At 66.4% G+C, this 19,787-nt stretch carries 18 protein-coding genes; 8 read left to right on the top strand and 10 right to left on the bottom strand.

Features of this window, described 5'->3' with window-relative positions:
• Positions 1-32 precede the first annotated feature (32 nt).
• Positions 33-998, bottom strand: a complete 966-nt coding sequence (locus AC0L3X_RS13595) for a VOC family protein (protein ID WP_063985453.1) — start codon at positions 996-998, stop codon at positions 33-35.
• Between the two features lie 200 nt (positions 999-1,198).
• Here AC0L3X_RS13595 and AC0L3X_RS13590 point away from each other — a divergent pair, with 200 nt between their 5' ends.
• Entirely contained in the window at positions 1,199-2,065 is an 867-nt protein-coding gene (locus tag AC0L3X_RS13590; RefSeq protein ID WP_063985454.1) for a S1C family serine protease, read from the top strand.
• Positions 2,062-2,433 (top strand): response regulator transcription factor, encoded by a 372-nt coding sequence (locus AC0L3X_RS13585; RefSeq protein ID WP_063985455.1) that lies wholly within the window; start codon positions 2,062-2,064, stop codon positions 2,431-2,433. The genes AC0L3X_RS13590 and AC0L3X_RS13585 overlap by 4 nt, the downstream gene beginning before the upstream one ends.
• A gap of 12 nt (positions 2,434-2,445) precedes the next feature.
• On the opposite strand, the gene AC0L3X_RS13580 is transcribed toward AC0L3X_RS13585, so the two are convergent.
• The 4 genes from AC0L3X_RS13580 to AC0L3X_RS13565 form a co-directional block, all read right to left on the bottom strand.
• Positions 2,446-3,522 carry a sensor histidine kinase gene (locus AC0L3X_RS13580; protein WP_063985456.1) on the bottom strand — a complete coding sequence of 359 codons (1,077 nt, stop codon included), beginning with the start codon at positions 3,520-3,522 and terminating at the stop codon, positions 2,446-2,448.
• Complete coding sequence (locus tag AC0L3X_RS13575; RefSeq protein WP_063985457.1) at positions 3,509-4,201, bottom strand: response regulator transcription factor; 693 nt, start codon at positions 4,199-4,201, stop codon at positions 3,509-3,511. Before AC0L3X_RS13575 ends, AC0L3X_RS13580 begins: the two co-directional genes overlap by 14 nt.
• Before the next feature lie 100 nt (positions 4,202-4,301).
• On the bottom strand, positions 4,302-4,877 hold the full coding sequence (locus AC0L3X_RS13570) for a hypothetical protein (RefSeq protein WP_063985458.1): 576 nt from the start codon (positions 4,875-4,877) through the stop codon (positions 4,302-4,304).
• Between the two features lie 340 nt (positions 4,878-5,217).
• A complete protein-coding gene (locus AC0L3X_RS13565) occupies positions 5,218-7,554 on the bottom strand; it encodes a Tex family protein (RefSeq protein WP_231143621.1) in 2,337 nt (778 codons plus the stop codon).
• 246 nt (positions 7,555-7,800) lie between these two features.
• On the opposite strand from AC0L3X_RS13565, the gene atzD reads away from it, so the two are divergent.
• The gene (gene atzD / locus AC0L3X_RS13560; RefSeq protein ID WP_166081270.1) at positions 7,801-8,907 is read left to right on the top strand and encodes a cyanuric acid amidohydrolase; all 1,107 of its coding nucleotides are present in this window, start codon (positions 7,801-7,803) and stop codon (positions 8,905-8,907) included.
• 112 nt (positions 8,908-9,019) lie between these two features.
• Positions 9,020-10,489, top strand: coding sequence for an amidase (locus AC0L3X_RS13555; RefSeq protein ID WP_473316453.1), 1,470 nt, complete (start codon positions 9,020-9,022; stop codon positions 10,487-10,489).
• A 38-nt stretch (positions 10,490-10,527) separates the two neighbouring features.
• Here the strand turns inward: AC0L3X_RS13555 and AC0L3X_RS13550 are convergent, their stop codons facing one another.
• A complete protein-coding gene (locus tag AC0L3X_RS13550) occupies positions 10,528-10,845 on the bottom strand; it encodes a hypothetical protein (RefSeq protein ID WP_028151536.1) in 318 nt (105 codons plus the stop codon).
• A gap of 161 nt (positions 10,846-11,006) precedes the next feature.
• Here AC0L3X_RS13550 and AC0L3X_RS13545 point away from each other — a divergent pair, with 161 nt between their 5' ends.
• Both AC0L3X_RS13545 and AC0L3X_RS13540 read left to right on the top strand, forming a co-directional pair.
• A complete protein-coding gene (locus AC0L3X_RS13545) occupies positions 11,007-11,915 on the top strand; it encodes a PaaI family thioesterase (protein ID WP_063985461.1) in 909 nt (302 codons plus the stop codon).
• A gap of 68 nt (positions 11,916-11,983) precedes the next feature.
• Positions 11,984-12,349, top strand: coding sequence for a hypothetical protein (locus tag AC0L3X_RS13540; RefSeq protein ID WP_038942774.1), 366 nt, complete (start codon positions 11,984-11,986; stop codon positions 12,347-12,349).
• Here AC0L3X_RS13540 and poxB read toward each other — a convergent pair.
• The 3 genes from poxB to AC0L3X_RS13525 all read right to left on the bottom strand — a co-directional run bounded on the left by poxB (position 12,346) and on the right by AC0L3X_RS13525 (position 15,723).
• A complete protein-coding gene (poxB, locus tag AC0L3X_RS13535; protein WP_063986686.1) occupies positions 12,346-14,082 on the bottom strand; it encodes a ubiquinone-dependent pyruvate dehydrogenase in 1,737 nt (578 codons plus the stop codon). The two genes, AC0L3X_RS13540 and poxB, sit on opposite strands and share 4 nt — an antisense overlap.
• Before the next feature lie 80 nt (positions 14,083-14,162).
• The gene (locus AC0L3X_RS13530; protein ID WP_063985462.1) at positions 14,163-14,795 is read right to left on the bottom strand and encodes a 2-dehydro-3-deoxy-6-phosphogalactonate aldolase; all 633 of its coding nucleotides are present in this window, start codon (positions 14,793-14,795) and stop codon (positions 14,163-14,165) included.
• A 13-nt stretch (positions 14,796-14,808) separates the two neighbouring features.
• Positions 14,809-15,723, bottom strand: a complete 915-nt coding sequence (locus AC0L3X_RS13525; RefSeq protein WP_063985463.1) for a 2-dehydro-3-deoxygalactonokinase — start codon at positions 15,721-15,723, stop codon at positions 14,809-14,811.
• 240 nt (positions 15,724-15,963) lie between these two features.
• On the opposite strand from AC0L3X_RS13525, the gene AC0L3X_RS13520 reads away from it, so the two are divergent.
• Both AC0L3X_RS13520 and AC0L3X_RS13515 read left to right on the top strand, forming a co-directional pair.
• A complete protein-coding gene (locus tag AC0L3X_RS13520; protein ID WP_063985464.1) occupies positions 15,964-17,061 on the top strand; it encodes an LLM class flavin-dependent oxidoreductase in 1,098 nt (365 codons plus the stop codon).
• Positions 17,062-17,118: 57 nt separating this feature from the next.
• Entirely contained in the window at positions 17,119-17,673 is a 555-nt protein-coding gene (locus AC0L3X_RS13515) for a flavin reductase family protein (protein WP_187387815.1), read from the top strand.
• Positions 17,674-17,879: 206 nt separating this feature from the next.
• Here the strand turns inward: AC0L3X_RS13515 and AC0L3X_RS13510 are convergent, their stop codons facing one another.
• Positions 17,880-19,733 (bottom strand): sigma-54-dependent Fis family transcriptional regulator, encoded by a 1,854-nt coding sequence (locus AC0L3X_RS13510; protein WP_063985465.1) that lies wholly within the window; start codon positions 19,731-19,733, stop codon positions 17,880-17,882.
• Positions 19,734-19,787: the final 54 nt, after the last annotated feature.

The raw sequence follows: 19,787 nt of genomic DNA, 5'->3' as shown, positions 1-19,787 counted from the left end.
CTGACCGGTCATAGCAATGCCCGCGCTAGCGATCAAACCCTGATCAGGCGCACCCGCGTGCCCCAGGGATCGACGGCCTCCAGACCGTTGGCGAGCGCTGTGACCTGCGCACCGCCTTTGCGCAGGCGTTCCTCCTGCGCGGCGAGAATGTCCTGCTTCGCCATCACCAGCGAGAACCAGGCAAGCCCCGTCGTCTGATCGTCACGTTGGCCGGCCCCCTGGCTCTGCCAGACGTTCATGCCGAGGTGATGGTGATAGCGGCCCGACGACAGGAACGCGGCGCCGCCACGGCGGCGGGTCGGATCGAGGCCGACCGTGCCGTGATAGAACCGTTCGGCCTCGGCGAGATCGCCGACACGCAGATGCATGTGGCCGACGCGCAGACCGTCCGGCGCCTTGGCGTAGTCTGCCACGCGCGTGTTGGTCAGCGACAAGAGGTCAGGGATGTTGAGCTCGTCGCTCGCCATCTTCACGCTGCCCTCGCTCCACTGCCATTGCGAGGGATCGCGGTCGGCATAGACCTCGATGCCGTTGCCTTCGGGGTCGTCGAGATAGACGGATTCACTGACGAGATGATCGGCAAAGCCCGACAGCTTCACGCGATGCGAGGCGGCGTGCACCAGCCAGCGCGCGAGATCTTTGCGCGACGGCATCAGGAAGGCGGTGTGGTAGAGGCCCGCGGCGTTGCGCGGCTCGATCGCGGCCTCGGGACGGGCTTCCAGCACGAGCAGCGTGATGCCGGCCGTGCCGAGCGTCGCGGCGGTCGCGGAGCGCTCCATCACGGTGAGCCCGATCACGTCGCGATAGTAGTCCGCGACCTTGTCGAGGTTCTTGACCCGGAGCGTCACCATGCCCACCCGCATCGGCGTGCGGCTGGCATAGGTCGGCCCGCCGCCTTGCGGCATGCCCTCGGCCCGAGCGGCGGCGGCGGCCGCCATCGCGAGCGAGGTCGCACCGGCGAGTTGAAGCAGGGTGCGGCGGGTGAGGTCGACGGTCATCGGTCGGGGCTCGCTGGAAACGCTGGAGGTCGTACAGTGCAATTCCTGGATTGCTACACGTTCCCGTGAAGGCGTCCCAATCACATGTTCGTCGGCCGCGGCCCTGCGGAGGCCGGTCCGCCCCGTCTGTCCTGGCCACCCGGCCAGTTTCGCAATCGCCCGCGACATCCCAGATTGAGGATAATCTACAGGAGCCTTCCATGACCGACCCCACTCCTCTGTCGTCCCTTTCGTCCGCGCTCGCGGATGTCGTGGCGCGCACCGCGCCGTCCGTCGTCGCCGTGCATTCGCATCGCTCCCGCGCCACCGGCTTCGTCTGGAAACCCGGCTTGATCGTCACTGCCGACGAAGCGCTGGCCGACGAGGGCGATATCCAGATCAGCCTCCCCGACGGCAGCAATGCTGCCGCCACAATCGTCGGCCGCGACCATACGACCGACATCGCGCTGTTGCGCACCGATGCCAGTCTTGCGCCGGTCAAGCTGGCCGCGACCGTTCCGCCCCTCGGCACGCTGTCGGTCGTCGTCGCCACCGATCGCGATGCGCCGAGCGCGGCGCTCGGCATGGTATCACTGTCCGGCAAGAGCTGGCGCTCCTTGCGCGGCGGCGACATCGATGCGCGTATCGAGCTCGACGTGCGCCTGCGCTTCGCGCAGCAAGGCGGGCTCGCACTCGACGCAACAGGCGACGCCTTCGGCATGGCCGTGCTCGGGCCGCGGCGGGTCCTGGTGATCCCGACGGCGACAATCGAGCGGGTCGCGGCACAGCTCGAGGCGCGCGGTCGCATCGCCCGCGGATATCTCGGCCTCGGGCTCCAGCCGGTGCGGCTCGACGATGGCATCGGTGCGATGGTGATGAATGTCGACAAGGCCGGTCCTTCGGCTGCGGCCGGCATCCGCCAGGGCGACGTCATCGTGGCGGTCAACGGCCAGAAGCTCTCCGGCGTGCGTGCGCTGTCGCGGACGCTGGGACCTGCGAGCGTCGGCACGGTGGTCGATGTCGCGGTGCGCCGCGGCGGCGAGCCAGTCAGCTTCAAGGTCACGATCGGCGAGAGGCCGGAGGCGTGAGCGAGGACAACGCGCCCGAGATCGTGCTCGCCCTGGAGATCGACGATCCCGCCCTCGCCGATCGCCTGGCGGTCTTGCTCGGCAACATCGCCGGGCTTCGGCTCGCCGCGCCCGGCGAGGCCGCCACGGCGACGGTCATGGCCCGCGATCCGCGCAGCATGCCGGACGACATCGCGCTGACGCAGCGCGAGCTCGATGTCCTGGCGCTGATGGCGGAAGGCGCGTCCAACAAGCTGATCGCGCGCCAGCTCGGCATTTCCGTGCACACGGTCAAATTCCACGTCGGTTCGCTGCTCGATAAGCTGGATGCCACCGGCCGCACCGACGCGGTCGCGCATGCGGCACGCCGCGGCGTGATCGAGCTATGACGCCGTCAGCTCCTATCGCGCTGGTGTCGCCGGGAAGCTGAGCCGGACCGTGAGGCCCGGCGCATTGTCGTGCAGTGCAATCTCGGCGCCATGGAGACCGGCAACGGCCGCGACCAGGCTCAAGCCCAGACCGTTGCCCGGCGTGTAACGACTCTGTTCGAGCCGGTAGAAGCGCTTGAACACGTGATCGCGCTCTTCGGTGGGAATGCCCGGACCATCGTCGGCGATCGCGATCACCGCTCCGCCGCCGGCACTGCGACAGGTCACGGTGACCTGCCCGCCCGCGCGGCCGTGCTTGATCGCGTTGTCGACGAGATTGGCGATGGCGTCGAACAGCAGGTCGCGGTCCCCCGTAATCGCAACCTCGCGGTCGCCGTCAAGGCTGAGGCGGGTCGCGACCTGCTCGGCCGCGGCGTCGTAGAGCTCGACGACCTCGCCGGCAATCTCGGTGAGGCTCAGCGTGCGAAACGCGCTCCGGCGGGCGCGGGTCTCGATCTCCGAGATCCGGGTGATGGAAGCGAACATGCCGAGCACGGCGTCGAGATCGGCGATGGTATCGCCAATCAGCGTCGCATCGGCCTCGCCATTGCGCGGGGTGTGATAGGCCTTTTCCAGCCGGCCGCGCATGCGTGTCAGCGGCGTGCGCAGATCGTGGGCGACGTTGTCGCTGACCTGCTTGACCTCGCCCATCAGCGTCTCGATGCGGTCGAGCATCTGGTTGAGATTTTCGGCGACGCGGTCCCACTCGTCGTGACTGCCGCGCAAGGGAATGCGCCGGTCGAGCCCCGACAGCATGATGGCGCGACTGGTCGCATTGATCTCCTCGATCCGTCCGACCGTGCGCCGCGTCACCAGCACGGCCGCGACCCCGGCCAGCACGGCCAGCAGCACGGCGACGGCGACCATCGCGAGCTCGATCATCGCGGTGAAGCCGCTGTGATCGCCGGCGTCGCCGACCCGGCCCTGCACATAGGCGATCGTGCCGAAATAGACATAGGCCATGATCGCCGCGACGATCAGGCCGAACGCCGCGATCGCGATCAGTGCCAGACGGAAGGTGGAGGAGCGGAGCGTCTTAGCCAGGAGCACGGATGCAATATCCGATGCCGCGGATCGTATGGATCAGCGGATAGGCCTGGGCATCGTCGACCTTGCGGCGGACCCGCCCGACATAGACGTCGATGATGTTGGTGGAGGGATCGAAGTGCAGATCCCAGACATGCTGGAGCAGCATCGCCCGGGAGACGACGCGGCCTTCGTTGCGGACGAGATATTCGAGCAGCTGGAACTCGCGCGGCAGCAGCGGAATTTTCCGGCCGCGCCGGCTGGCGTTGCGCGCGATCAGGTCGATGGCGAGATCGCCGACCCGCAGGATGGTTTCCTTGGCGACGGTCTCGCTGCGGCGGCCGAGCGCCTCGAGGCGCGCCAGCAGCTCGACGAAGGAGAACGGCTTGACGAGATAGTCATCGCCGCCGGCGCGCAAACCGCGCACGCGGTCGTCGACCTCGCCGAGCGCGGAGATGATCAGGAAGGGTGCGGCGATGCCGTCGTCGCGCAACTGGCGCATCACGGCGATGCCATCGATGTCGGGCAGCATGCGGTCGATGGTGATCACGGCATAGTCGCGGGCGACGCCGTGGCTCAGGGCTTCACGACCCGTCGCGGCAAGATCGACGTCGTAGCCCGAGGTGGTGAGCTCCTCGACGAGCTGGCCTGCGGTTTCCGGATCGTCCTCGACGACCAGAATGCGGCGGTGACCTCCGGTCATGCAAAACTCCGCGCGACGATCGCCACCAGACTATCCCGTTCCGGGGCTGAGCGGAACCGCCCGGTGGCGATCGCGACAATGGTGCGGTACCGCGATGCGACTACCAATAGTCTCCGCACACATTGACCCATTGCCATCCATAGGGCGTCAAGCTCCTGCGCCAGCAACCATCGTCGTAATAGTTGGCATAGTTGGCATAGAAGAACGGCGCGCCGACGAAAGCGAACCGGTTGAAGCGGTGACGGTGGAAGAAGGCATGGCGGCCAATGAACGGCCTGCCGTGCCAGCCCGGGCCAGCAAACCGCGGGCCGAAAGCGGCGCGGGTCGCTAATGGTGCACCGGCAAAGCGCGGCCCGATGGCGGCGCGGGCATTCATTGGCGAGCCGACGAAGCGGGCGCCACCGAAACGAGCACCGCCGATGCCGCCAAATCGCATGCCGCCGCCACCCATACCGCCGACGTGCATACCGCCGCCGAAGCCACCCGCATGCATTCCGCCGCCACCGAAGTGTCCACCACCGCCAAAGCCGCCATGTCCGCCACCGCCGAAGCCGCCACCGCCGTGGCCTCCGCCACCGCCACCGCCGCCGCCGCCACGGGCAAGCACAGGTGAAGCGAGCGCCATCATTGCGGCGAGCGTCACCGCAGTGACGCCTTTGAGAAGCCTGTTGTCCATCGAAGCATCCTCCGTGCTGCGCGGCGATCTTTCTGCCGCGCGAGGAGGATCAGATGAGAGGAAGGGACAGGCACCTTCAACTTACAAACGCGCCAGATTCTGACGCAGGTGTTAGGGACGAACGCTCTTTCGCTCCCTCACCCCGTTCTGACGGGGAGAGGGTGGGGTGAGAGGCTGCGTCCCGCCGAGGCGATCTAAAAAGTGATCGCAACGCTTGTCCCGTGCACCGTCAAGTTACGAGCCGGAGAGACCTTTGATCTGGTCAGCCGCATGCCTTGCCTCACCCGGATCGCTAGCGCGATCCGACCTCTCCCCGCAAGAGCGGGGAGAGGTTAAAGTATCACGCCCGCTTGCCGCCGTTCTTCTCGGCCGCCCGGCGCATGGCCTCCGCGAGGGCACCGCCGCCGGAGGATTCCTGGTTGCGCGGGGCCGACGACGTCATGCGCGCGGGGTTTCGCGAGCTGTTGTCCCGCTGCATGCCGGGCGCATCCTTCTTGGCGCCGACCTCGTCGTCGAGGCGCAATGTCAGCGAGATGCGCTTGCGGGCGACTTCGAAGTCCAGCACTTTCACCTTGACGATGTCGCCGGGCTTCACCACCTCGCGCGGATCCTTGATGTAGTTCCTGGACATCGCCGAGATGTGAACCAGGCCGTCCTGATGCACGCCGATATCGACGAAGGCGCCGAAGGCGGCAACGTTGGTCACGGTCCCCTCGAGGATCATGCCTTTCTGGAGATGCTTGATCTCCTCGACGCCCTCCTTGAACACCGCGGCCTTGAACGCCGGACGCGGGTCGCGGCCGGGCTTCTCGAGCTCGCGCAGGATGTCGGTGACGGTCGGCAGACCAAAGGTCTCGTCGACGAAATCCTTCGGCTTCAATGTGCGGACGATCTCGCTGCTGCCGATCAGCGCCTTGATGTCGCTCTTGGTGGCGCTGAGAATCCGGCGCACAACGGGATAGGCTTCCGGATGCACGCCGGAGGCGTCGAGCGGATCTTCGCCGCCGAGGATGCGCAGGAAGCCGGCACACTGCTCGAACGCCTTCGGCCCGAGCCGCGGCACGTCCTTGAGCGCCTTGCGCGACTTGAACGGGCCGTTGGCGTCGCGGTGTGCCACGATGCTCGAGGCAAGGCCGGAGCCGACGCCCGACACGCGGGCCAGCAGCGGCGCCGAGGCGGTGTTGACGTCGACGCCGACCGCGTTCACGCAGTCTTCGACCACGGCATCGAGCGATTTGGCGAGCTTGGCCTGGCCGAGGTCGTGCTGATACTGGCCGACGCCGATTGCCTTGGGCTCGATCTTGACGAGCTCGGCGAGCGGATCCTGGAGCCGCCGCGCGATCGAGACCGCGCCGCGCAGGGTGACGTCGAGACCCGGCAACTCCTCCGAGGCGAAGGCCGAGGCCGAATAGACCGACGCGCCGGCTTCCGACACCACGATCTTGGTCATCTTCAGCTCGGCCAGGCCCTTGACGAGATCGCCTGCGAGCTTGTCGGTCTCGCGCGAGGCGGTGCCGTTGCCGATCGCGATCAGCTCGACGCGATGCTTCAGCGCAAGCTTGCCGATGATCGCAAGCGCCTCGTTCCACTGCCGCTGCGGCTCGTGCGGATAGATCACGGCGGTATCGACCACCTTGCCGGTCGCGTCGGTGACGGCGACCTTGACGCCGGTGCGGTAGCCGGGATCGAGCCCCATGGTGACGCGGGTGCCGGCGGGTGCCGCGAGCAGCAGGTCGCGCAAATTGGAGGCGAACACGCGCACGGCCTCGGTCTCGGCGGCGTTCCACAGCCGCATGCGCAGGTCGATGTTGAGATGCACCTGGATCTTGGTGCGCCAGGCCCAGCGCACGGTGTCGATCAGCCAGCGGTCGCCGGCGCGCTTGAGGTCGGCGATGCCGAACCGCTTCATGATCTTCAATTCATAAGCGCTCGGCACGCCCGGCGGCGACGCTTCGGCTTCGGCCTGGATCTGGAGATCGAGGACCTCTTCCTTCTCGCCGCGGAACATCGCGAGGATGCGGTGCGACGGGAGCTTCGTCAGCGGCTCGGAGAACTCGAAATAATCGGCGAACTTCTCGCCCTCGGTCTTCTTGCCGTCGCGCACCTTGGAGGCCATGCGCGCGTTGGTCCACACCTCCTCGCGCAAAGCACCGATCAGGTCGGCGTCCTCGTCGAAGCGCTCGACCAGGATGGCGCGGGCGCCATCGAGCGCGGCAGCGGCATCGGCCACGCCCTTCTCGGCGTTGATGAAGGTTTCGGCCACGACCTTCGGATCGTTGCCCGGCTCCGCCATCAGCTGATTGGCGAGCGGCTCGAGCCCGGCTTCCTTGGCGATCTCGGCCTTGGTGCGGCGCTTCGGCTTGAACGGCAGGTAGATGTCTTCGAGGCGCGCCTTGCTGTCGGCGGCGAGAATGGAGGCTTCGAGCGCGGCATCGAGCTTGCCCTGCTCGCGGACCGATTCGAGGATCGCCTTGCGGCGGTCTTCGAGCTCGCGCAAATAGCCCAGGCGCTCCTCCAGGGTGCGCAATTGCGCGTCGTCGAGCGCACCGGTCGCTTCCTTGCGGTAGCGGGCGATGAAGGGAACCGTGGCGCCGCCGTCGAGCAACGTCACCGTCGCCTCGACCTGCTCCGCCCGTACCCCAAGCTCCTGCGCAATTTTCTGGTTGATATTTGCCACGCGAGAATCCCTCTATCAAGCACGCGACGCGGGGGCGAACCACCGGCAGCGGGACGCCGCTTATGGACCAACCGAGGTTGATTCATCAAGGTGCGGCGCGCAACCGTCGACAGAGGATTTTTTTGTTGAACCGGATGCGATCTCGCCACATTCGTGGGTGCCTGCGCCCTGCTTGTGCCTTGACATGCGCGTCCGTTCCACGGCTGGTTCATCCGCCGGACCACCGAACTCCACACGAGGACTGCAATGCGGACAGCATCGGTCGGCGTCTTCAGGGTCGCCACCACCGGCCCCGGCGACGTCTCCGGCCTCATGGCCATGATCGGCTCCGGCGCGATCGACCCGACAACGATTTTGGCCATCCTCGGCAAGACCGAAGGCAATGGCGGCGTCAACGATTTTACGCGGGAATATGCCGTTGCTGCGTTGTGCACCGCGCTGGCGCCAGAACTCGGCCTTTCGCCAGAGGCGGTCGAGCAGCGCATCGCCTTCGTGATGTCGGGTGGCACCGAAGGCGTCCTCAGCCCGCATATCACGGTGTTCACGCGGCGCGAGGCTGAGCGCCCGGCAGGCATGTCCGGCAAGCGCTTGAGCATCGGCATGGCGCACACGCGGGACTTCCTCCCCGAAGAGATCGGCCGCTCCGCACAGATCGTGGAAACGGCCAAGGCGGTGACTGCCGCGATGGCGGATGCCAGCATCACCGATCCCGCCGACGTCCATTTCGTGCAGATCAAATGCCCGCTGCTTACCAGCGACCGCGTCGAAGCGGCAAACGCGCGCGGCAACACGACGGCCACGACCAGCGCCTACAGCTCGATGGCCTATTCGCGCGGCGCCTCCGCGCTTGGGGTCGCGGTCGCGCTCGGCGAGATCGCTTCCGATATCAGCGACGACGACGTGCTGCGGCGCTACGATCTGTTCTCGTCGGTTGCGTCCACCTCGTCAGGGATCGAGCTGATGCACAACGTCATCATCGTGCTCGGCAACTCGGCGTCTTCAGCGAGCGAGTTCGAGATCGGCCACGCCGTGATGAACGATGCGATCGATGTCCCGGCGGTGGTTTCGGCGCTGAAAAGCGTTGGCCTTGGCGTCGCGCCGCTAGCCACCGAGGGCCGCGAGCTCGTCAATATCTTCGCCAAGGCCGAGGCCTCGCCTGATGGCAGAGTGCGCGGCTTCCGCCACACCATGCTGGAGGATACCGACATCAGCTCGACGCGCCATGCCCGCGCAGCCGTCGGCGGCCTGATCGCCGGCCTCGCCGGCACCGGCGCGGTCTATGTCTCCGGCGGTGCCGAGCATCAGGGGCCGGCGGGCGGCGGCCCGGTTGCGGTGATCGCACGGCTGTCTTAATGACGCTGCGACCTCTCCGCCCGGCGCAACCCTGCCCTTCGCGCCGGCTCAGTTGATTCACGCGGGCCCTTGCGAAAAAGGTGACGCCGCTACCCACGGGGATTTGGACTTCATGACTTTGCCGATGAGCTGGAACGAATGGGCGCAGCACGATGGCGTCGGACTGGCGGCGCGCGTCCGCAAGGGCGAGCTGACGGCGAAGGAGCTGGCGCGCCAGGCGGCTGCGGGCGTCGCCAAGGTCAATCCGGCACTGTCGGGCGTGGTCGAGCTGTTCGAGGACGTGATCGCCGATCCGGCCAAGGACGGCGCCAATCTTGCCGGCCCGTTCGCCGGCCTGCCCTTCCTGATGAAGGACCTCGGACCGACCATGAAGGGCCGGCTGCAGGAGATGGGCTCGCTGCTGATGCGCGGCAATCGCGCCGCGGCCGATACGTTTCTCACCGGTAAATTCCGTCAGGCAGGCCTCAACCTGATCGGACGCACGACGACGCCGGAATTCGGCGTGTGCAGCTCGGCCGACAATCCCGCCGTCTACGTGACGCGCAATCCCTGGAATACCGACTACACCACCTGCGGCTCGTCCGCGGGCAGCGCGGCGATGGTCGCGGCCGGCGTCGTCCCGATCGCGCATGCGACCGACGGCGGCGGCTCGATCCGCATTCCCGCCGGCGTCAACGGCAATATCGGTTTGAAAGTATCGCGCGGCGTGTTCTCGCTCGCGCCGCACATGTCCGATCTCACCGGCCTCGTCTCGATCCAGGGCTGTCAATCGCGCTCGGTGCGCGACACCGCTGCCTTCGTCGATCATGCCCGTGGACCTGCGCCCGGCGAGTTCATGCCATTCTGGACGACGGCGCAGCCCTATTCCGAGATGATCAAGCGCGACCCGTCAAAGCTTCGCATCGCGCTGTCGCACACCTGGGGCGACTACACCGCAACGCCGGAGATCGCCGCCGAGCTGGAGAAAACCGGCCGCTTCCTCGAAGGCCTCGGCCATCACGTCGAATACGCGCTGCCCGAACTCGACTTCCGCGCCGCGTTCGCGGCGCAGACCACCTGCTACATCAGCAATTTTGCCGTGGTGATCTCCAACATGCTCGCCGCACGCGGGCTGGAAAAGCCGCCGGAAGATCTGATCGAGCCCATGAACATCAGGATCTGGGAAGCCGGTCGGCACACGAGCTTCGCCGAGCGGGCGAAGATGCAAGGCGTGTTCAACACCACGACACGTGGCTTCGGCGCGTTCTTCGAGCAGTGGGACGTGATCCTGACGCCGATCACCGCGTTGCCGACGCCGAAGGTCGGCACCAGGGAATATCTCACCATCTCCGACAACCCTGACGTCCTCGACTGGTTCGGCAATCTCTGGCGCTTCTTCGCCTTTACGCCGCTGGCCAATCTCTGCGGCATGCCGGCGATCTCGATGCCGATGGCAGAGCAAGACCACGGCCTGCCGCTCGGCATCCAGGCCATCGCCAAGCAGGCCAATGACGGCCTGCTCCTGCAACTCGCCGCCCAGATCGAGCGCGCTCTCGACGGCAAGTGGAACGGCGGCAAGAAGCCGAAGGTGCATGTGGGCTGAGAGATTGCGATCGCATTCACAAGCGATCGCCCGCGATCTCAATTCTTCACCGTCGGGATCACCTCCGCCGGCTGTTGCTGCCCCTGCCTGTACATTGCCAGCGCCTTGTCGAGCGCCTCGCGCAGCGCCAGCGCTGCGGCCACGCTGCAACGCAAGTGCGCGGTCTGGACCACGTCGACCCTGACGGCGGCCCCGACCGGCATCAGCAGGTTCGCGGCGAGCTCGATCTGGATCGCGCCGTTGTGGTGTCCGAAGCAGGATGCGCCGTCGAAATAGATGATCGGTGCCCGTTCCGAGCTGGAGCTCGAAATGGTCACGGGCCCCTGATTGGTGGCGGGTGTTTCGGGGTCGGCCATGGGCACTCCTTGGGGCTAGTCGACGGACGAAGCGCCCACCATCGTTGCTTCGGCACACCATGTCGAGGCCAAACCGGCCCAGACAGACCTGCCTGCGGACCTGCCTGATGAGCCCCTTTCGGGGTTTTGCGCGGCGAGCGACACTGGTCTAGAACGTCGTCATGTCCACTTCACCCACCACGCTGCCGTTCGAAGAACTCGCCGAGGCGATCAAGGGCCGCCGCTCCGACTACGGCCATATCAGCGGGCTCCAGCTCGACCGCTTCGCCCCCGCCGAGGCCTGGTCCAGCCTGCCCTATCGTCCGGTCTTCGTCGGCGACACCGAGACCGGCGTGCTGCATGGCGGCGTCGTCACCGCGATGCTGGACGAGAGCTGCGGCATGGCGGTGCAACTTGCGCTCGACGGCACGCGCGCGATCGCAACCCTGGATCTGCGCATCGATTATCAGAAGCCGGCAACGCCGGGCCTCGACATCAAGGCGCATTCGGTCTGCTACCGCACCACGCGCTCGATCGCCTTCGTGCGCTCCACCGCCTATCAGGACTCCGAGGACGATCCGGTCGCAACCGCGACCGCCTGCTTCATGATCGGCGCCAACCGCACCAACATGCTCGCGGACCGCAGGATGGATTCGCGCAGCATCCCGACGCTGGAGGCGCCCGACGATCCGGACGGCCCGTTCGCCAACAGCCCGTTCGCGCGCTGCCTCGGCATTCGCGTCAATGACGACGGCACGCTGACGATGCCGTTCTCGCCGCAGATCATCGGCAATCCGATCCTGCCCGCGATCCATGGCGGCATGACCGGTGCCTTCCTCGAGACCTCCGCGATCCTCGGCGTGAGGCGCGAGCTCGGCATCGCGGCGCTGCCCAAGCCGATCGGACTCACCGTCAACTATCTGCGTTCCGGACGTGCCCTCGATACCGTCGCCAATGTCTCGATCGTGAAACAGGGCCGGCGTATCGTCGCCTTCGAGGCGCGGGCCTGGCAGGACGATGCGAACAAGCCGATCGCTACCGCTTTCGGCCATTTCATGCTGCGGCCAACGCCCGGAAGTGACGAGGAATAGGCGTATTTTCCCTTGACGACCGGAGTTCCGGCCACAACGATAGCGCGGTTCCTGCGAGAGGTATTGGATTGCGGCATCCGCTCGACATCATCGCCATGTTCGCCGCGCTCTGGCTGCTGGCGTCGATGGTGCTCGACGCGCTGACGCCGAAGGAGCTGACCGCGGTGATGATCGGCATCGCGATCGGGCCCGCCATCGTCATCACCGCCGTGTTCTACTATTTGCGCTGCCCGCGCACCGATTTCGCGGTGATGTTCGCAGCGCTCTGGCTGATCTCCGATATCGCCATTGCATTCATCTCGCCGACGCAGCTGCCGTATTTCCTGATCGCACTCGGCTTCGTGCCGGCCCTGCTGATCGGCATCGTGCTGCACTGGCAGCGCTTCCAGCACCGCCACGAGCGGCTGCCCGCGCCTTCGGTGAAGCGCGGCTAGCGCGGCAACAGGTTGGTCTTCGCGAGATCGAGCACCTCATCGCCACGCCCGTTCATCACCGCGCGCAGCACCCAGAGGCTGAAACCCTTGATCTGCTCGGGCGTGATGGTCGGCGGCATCGACAGCTCCTGCTTCGCCGTGACGACGTCGAGCAGCGCGGGTCCGTCATGGGCGAGCATCTCCTTCACGGCGCCCGGAAGCTCACCGGGGTCCTCGACGCGTTTGGCGAAAATGCCCATCGCGCGCGCCATCGCCGCGAAATCGGGATTCTCAAGATCGACATTGGTGTCGACGAACCCGGCCGCCTTCATCTCCAGCGCAACGAAGCCGAGCACGCCGTTGTTGAAGACGACGATTTTCACCGGCAGCTTCATCTGGGTCAGCGTGATCAGGTCACCCATCAGCATGGTGAAGCCGCCGTCGCCGGAGAGCGAGATGATCTGGCGGCCGGGCTGCGAGGCCTGCGCGCCGATCGCCTGCGGCATCGCGTTGGCCATCGAGCCATGCACGAACGAGCCGATCAGCCGGCGGCGGCCGTTCATGTCGAGATAGCGCGCGGCCCACACCGTGGGCGTACCGACATCGGCGGTGAAGACGGCGTCATCAGAGGCATGGTCGCTGATGACTTTTGCCAGATATTGCGGATGGATCGGCTTGCTGCCCGGTGTCCCCTTCGCAAGCGAGTCGAGCCCTTCGCGCGCTTTCTTGTAATGCGCGATGGCGTCGTCGAGATGCCTCCGCTGCGTCTTGGTCTTGAGCAGCGGCAGCAACGCCTCGATGGTCAGCTTGACGTCGCCGACGAGGCCGAGATCGATCTTGCAGCGCCGTCCCAGATTTTCCGGGCGGATGTCGATCTGCGCGACCTGCGCATCGGTGGGGAAGAACTGCTTGTAAGGGAAATCGGTGCCGAGCATCACCAGCGCGTCGCAGGCGTGCATGGCGGCATAGCCTGAGGAGAAACCGATGAAGCCGGTCATGCCGACGTCGTAGGGGTTATCGTACTCGACATGCTCCTTGCCGCCGAGCGCATGCACGATCGGGCTCTTCAGCGCTTCTGCCAGCTGCATCAGCGGCGCGTGCGCACCCGCACAGCCGCGGCCGCAGAACAGGGTGATGCGCTCGGCGCTGTTCAGGAGGTCCGCGAGCGCCTTCAGCTCGTCGGCCTGCGGCACGACCTTCGGCGCCGACAGCGCGAGCCCGCGCGTCATCGATAGCGCGCGCTTGGGCGGGCTGCGGAACGCGACATCGCCGGGCATGGCGATCACGGCAACGCCGCGCAGGCCCACGGCCGCGCGGATCGCGTTCTCCAGCACGAAAGGAAGCTGGCTCGGGTCCGAGACCAGCTCGCAATAATGGCTGCATTCCCGAAACAGGTTTTGCGGATGGGTTTCCTGGAAATAGCCGCCGCCGATCTCCGCCGAGGGGATCTGCGCGGCGATCGCGAGCACGGGAACACGGCTGCGATGCGCGTCGAACAGCCCGTTGATCAGATGCAGATTGCCCGGGCCGCAGGAGCCTGCGCACACCGCAAGGCTTCCGGTCATCTCGGCTTCGCCGGCAGCCGCGAAGGCCGCCACCTCCTCGTGGCGGACATGAATCCATTCGATGGTGCCGCGGCGGCGCAGCGCCTCGGTGAGACCGTTCAGACTGTCGCCGACGATGCCGTAGATGCGCTTGACGCCGGCCTGCTCGAGCGTTGCCACGAACAGATCGGCTACGTTGTTGATCGCCATGTCGGTCTCCTGATCTCGCTGGTGCAGCAAGATAGGATAAAGCGCGGCTATGACGGGATCACGGCTTGTTTATTTCTGGGTCAGTCTTTCACAATCGCCCGATCATAGGCCGCGATTGTCACCTTTGCGCGAGCGGCGACATCGGCGGCCGTCATGCCGGGCTTGTAGAGGCTGGAGCCGAGCCCGAACGCGGTCACGCCGCCCTTCATGTACTCGGCAAAATTCTGGTCGGAGACGCCGCCGACGGCGGCGATCATCACGCCCGCCGGCAGCACGGCGCGGATCGCGGCAATACCGGACGCACCGAGCACGCTGGCCGGAAAGAATTTCAGGCCCGATGCTCCGGAGCGCGCCGCGAGCAGCGCCTCGGTCGGCGAGAACACGCCCGGCAACGTCACCATGGCGTACTGGTGTGCACGCGTGAGCACCTGCGTATCCACATTCGGCGAAACCATCAACTTGCCGCCGACGTCATTGAGACGATCGACATCTGCGGCGGTCAGCACCGTGCCGGCGCCGATCAGGACGCTGGCCGGCGCGAGCTTCGCGGCAGTCGCGATCGAGCGGAACGGCTCCGGCGAATTCAGGGGAATCTCGATCGCGGTCATGCCGGCCTCGATCAGCACGCCGACGATCGCCTCGGTCTCCTCGGGCTTCACGCCACGCAGGATCGCGACCAGCGGCCGCTTCATCGGCGGAAAGGGAACGCTCATCTCAAGATTCCTCTCATTTCGTCCAGATCGCGGCAGCAGCCATCGACAGGCCGCGGCGAACGGCTTCATCGGCATCGATCGGCTGCACGGTGACCGACAGCGCATCGAAGGCGAGCCGGTACAGCATCGCGAGCCGCCCGGAGGCAATCAGCGTGATGCCCGCTTTCGGCACCGTGCCGGAGAGCCCTGCCGCCAGCTCGACGCCGATCAACGTGCCCGACAGCGTCTCGCGCGCGGCGGCCGGCGTGCCGCCGAACAGGAGCTGCCGCGACCGCGCAGTGAACAGAAGGTTGGCCGCAAAGGCCGGCGCTTCATACGCGGCTTTCACGGCCGCCTTGAAGCTCGCAACATCCTCGGCATCATCGGCACCGGCGACCGCGAGCGACAAGATCGTCTCGCGCGAGACCACGCTGAAGAGCTCGCCGGTCATGAAGGTGGAGAAATGCGCGACCGTGCCGTCCTTCACGCGCACCCATTTCGAATGCGTGCCGGGCATGCAGACCAGCGCTTCGCCTGCGGCCTCGAGGCCGAGTGCGCCGAGCAGCTGCGTCTCCTCGCCGCGCATCACGTCCGGCGCCCTGGTATCGCGCTGCGCGATCCCGGGCAGGATGCGAATATCGCGCGTCTCGCCGGGCACAAGCGCGGCCTGCTTCAGCACGGCAGAGAGCGGCGCAGGCGTGTCAACATAGCCGGCCTCGACCCAGCCGGTCTTGGCGCCGGCCATACCGCAGACAAGCACCGGCAGCTGGGCCGGGGCCTCGACAGCCTTGAGATGCGACTGCAGCACACCGGCAAAGCCGGCCTTGGCCGCGGCCAGCATGCCCTCATCGCTGCGACGTTCAGCCAGCAGCTGGCCGGCACGGTCGATCAGCCAGAGGCGGAAGCTACTGGTGCCCCAGTCCACCGCGACATAGGCGGGTTCGGTCATCTCAACGGGTATCCTTGGTCTCACCGGCAAGACGCCGTCTCGCGACAATGAGACGGACGCCCGCAAATCCGCCCCGGGATATCGGCTATTGCCGCCTCAAACCAGCGATTTTTCGCGGATCTGAGGCGCTCGCCGCGCTGGCACACGGCTTGCGATGCGGTGGCACACCGCTTGCTAAAGCTGTCCTGTTCAAGTCCGGGAACGCGCAACAAGACGCGTCAACATCAGATGAGGAAACCCATGGAGATCGGCTATTTCACGATGCCTTCGCATCCGCCGGAGTGCGGCCTGAAGGAAGGAAACGACTGGGACCTGCAAGTCATGCGCTGGCTCGACGAGCTCGGCTATCAGGAGGCCTGGGTCGGCGAGCACCACACCGCACCCTGGGAACCCAATCCCACGCCGGACCTCCTGATCGCGCAGGCGCTGATGCAGACCAAGAATATTCGCATCGGGCCGGGCGGCTTCCTGCTGCCCTATCACCACCCGGCGGAGCTCGCCAACCGCGTCGCGATGCTCGATCATCTCTCCGAGGGCCGGCTCAATTTCGGTGTCGCCGCTAGCGGCCTGCCGAGCGACTGGGCGATGTTCAACGTCGACGGCATGAGCGGGCAGAACCGCGACATGACCCGCGAGGCGCTGGAGATCATCCTGAAGCTTTGGTCCGATCCCGCGCCCTTCACCTACAAGGGCAAGTTCTGGACGGTGACCAAGCCGGACACGATGTTCGACTTCCTCAAGCCCCACATCAAGCCGCTCCAGGCCCCGCATCCGCCGATCGGCGTTGCCGGGCTCTCGAAGAACTCGGACACGCTGAAGCTCGCCGGCGAGCGCGGCTTCATCCCGATGAGCCTCAACCTCAATCCGGCCTATGTCGGCAGCCATTGGGATTCGGTCGAGATCGGCGCCGCCAAGACCGGCCGCAAGCCGAACCGCGCGGATTGGCGCCTCGTACGTGAGGTGTTCGTCGCCGACACCGACGAGGAGGCCTGGAAGCTCTCGACCGGCGACATGATGGGCCGGATGATGGGAGAGTACTTCCTGCCCCTGCTCGGCCATTTCGGCTTCAAGGACTATTTGAAGCACGCGCCCGACGTGCCCGATAGCGACGTCACCGTCGAATATTGCGCCAAGCGGAACTGGATCGTCGGCTCGCCCGCAACCGTCGCCGAAAAGATCGAGAAGATCTACGACGAGGTCGGCGGCTTCGGCGTGCTGCTGGTGTTCGGCTTCGACTACAAGCACAAGCCGGAGGCCTGGCGCCATTCGCTCTCGCTGCTCAGCAAAGAGGTGATGCCGCGCCTGAAGCATCTCGGCTCCGCGAAGAAGGCCGCTTGACGCGCGGCGGGTGCGGCGCAATCGTGTCGCACCCGCCCCCGTTTCGGAGATTTCGGCGTGAGCGTCGACGCAAAGGATTTCAAACTTGCAATGCGCCAATGCGCCGGCGCGGTTGCGCTGGTCACGGTTGGCGCCGAGCACGGCAAGCGCACCGGGCTGACGGTGACATCAGCCTGCTCGCTATCGGACAATCCGCCGTCCCTGATCGTCTGCGTCAACCGCAACGCCAGCGCACATGCGCGAATCCGCGAGGAAGGCGCCTTCGCGATCAACTTCTTGCACGAGGACCATGCCCTGCTCGCGCTCACCTTCAGCGGCCAGAAGGGCGTCAACGGCGACGACCGATTTGCCTTCGGGCAGTGGACGCGCGGCACAACCGGCGCGCCGGTGCTGACGGATGCGGTCGCCGCATTCGACTGCGTGCTGGCGCAGGAGTTCGAGACCAAGACGCATTCGATCTTCGTCGGCGAGGTGCGCGGCGTCTCGCATTCCGACGAGGCCGCGCCGCTGGTGTATCTGCGTAGCAGCTTCCACGTTCCTCACGAGATCCGCGGCACCGTTTCAGTCGGCGACCTCGATTCCCGGCATCTGAGCTGGAGCGATTTTTCGTAAGAGCGCGCCCTAGTCTCGGTGCCCCTTCCTTCTCCCCTTGCGGGAGAAGGTGGCGCGACGCGCCGGATGAGGGGTATCTTTCCGCGCACGCAAATGGCGAGGTGAATCCGCGGAGGCAGACCCCTCACCCGTCTCGCCGCTACGCGGCGATCCACCCTCTCCCACAAGGGGAGGGGGGAAGAAAGAACGCCGCATGCGACTGAACGCTACTGCGCCGTCTCGATCTTCAGCTGCTTGATCTTGCGATACAGCGTGGCACGACTGAGCTTCAGCGCCCGCGCCGCCTCTGTGACGCGGCCACCATGCTTGCGTAGCGCCTCGACAATCGTCGCCCGTTCTGCCGCCACCAGATCCGGCTCCGTCCTCCCACCGAACGGAGGCAGATCGAGATCGGCGTCCATGATGACGCCGTCCTCGGCCGTGCAGCCGGCAAGCCGCAGCACGTGGCGGAGCTGGCGCATGTTGCCGGGATAGGGATAGGCCGAGAGCAACGCCCAGGCCTCCTCCGACAGGCGGCAATCCGGCGCCTCCTCGCGCGCGATCTGGCGGATGATATCGTCTCTGTCGGCGCGCTCGCGCAACGCCGGCAGTCGCACCTCCATGCCGCGCAGGCGGAAGTAGAGATCGGCGCGGAAGGCGCCCTCCTCCGCCATGCGGCTGAGATCGCGATGGGTCGCGCTGATCAGGCGGATGTCGACCGGCACCGGCTTGAGCGCGCCGAGCGGCCAGACCTCGCGGTTTTCGAGCACGCGCAACAGGCGCGTCTGCAGCGCGATCGGCATGTCGCCGATCTCGTCGAGGAACAGCGTGCCGCCGTCGGCCTGCACGATCAGACCCTTAGAGCCGTCGCGGCGCGCGCCGGTGAAGGCGCCGGCCTCATAGCCGAACAGCTCGGCGTCGATCAGGCTCTCCGGCATCGCCGCACAGTTCAGCGCGACATAACGGTTGCGGGCGCGGTTGCTCGCCGCATGAATCGCGCGCGCGAACACGTCCTTGCCGACGCCGGTCTCGCCATGCAGCAGCACCGGCAGATTGTGGTCGCCGATGCTCCGCAGCCGTTTGACGCTCTTGATCAGGCCAGGATCGCGACCTGCGAGCCGATGCAGCGAATCGAAACGATCGACCGGAACGTCACGACGCAGAGTGGACGGCCTCGCCCGCAGCGGCGGCGCGACATGTCCCTGCCCGAGCGCGCTGCCGTCGGCGCGGCGCAGCTCGACGACCTCGTCCGCACCACGCGCAGCATGATGATCGAACTTGATATAGCGCGACAGATCGATGCCCGATGCGATCAAGCCGTCTGTGAGGCCCAGCAGCGCGCGCGCCGAACGGCAGGCGCCGACGATGCGGCGATCGTCGTCATAGGCGAGCAGGCCGCTGCCGCCGTCGCCCGGCACGGTGGCGATCCAGGCGTTGCGGAAATAGCCGCGGAAGATCGCGCCCTCCATCCGCCGCGTCGCCTCCATCGTCACCGCGAGCGCGAGCTGATGCGCGGCGCGTTCGAGATCCTCGCGGCACGAGGTGATGTTCACGGCACCGGCGAGCCGGCCGGCCTGATCGAACAACGGCGCCACGGCGCAGGAGAACATGTGCCACTGCGCGCGGAAATGCTCGTCGCGATGCACCAGGATGGGCTTCTCTTCGGCAAGCGCGGTGCCGAGCCCGTTGGTGCCCTCGAAGGTCTCGGCGAAATTCGAGCCGGTGTAGATCTTCCAGTCCAAGAACATCTTTGCGTCGGCTTCCCCCGGCAGGCGGCTGAACAGCATGGTCGCGTTCGTATCAGCCAGATTGACGCAGTAGCCGGCCTCGCGCAGCACCCGGGCGAGATCGTCGAGCTCGGGCATCGCGAGCCGGATCGTCTCCTCCATCGGTTCGGCGACGTGCCGGATCTCGGCCTCGGTCAGCGTCTGCGGCGGGCCCTGGCGCGCGGGATCGAGCTTGTGGCTGATTACGCAGCGCCGCCAGGAATTGGCGATCCGCGACGAGGCATCGACGTCGGCCACGTGGTTGGCGACGGACAAGACACGGGCGACATGGTTCGAGGCCGAAAGGCTGGCCATCGCGGACGTCTCCACCCTGCATTATTGTGCAAAGTCTGGCAGCACAGGCGGGGA

Source organism: Bradyrhizobium sp. MI1.7, assembly GCF_055811795.1.
This window is presented reverse-complemented; position numbering and strand designations above follow the sequence as displayed.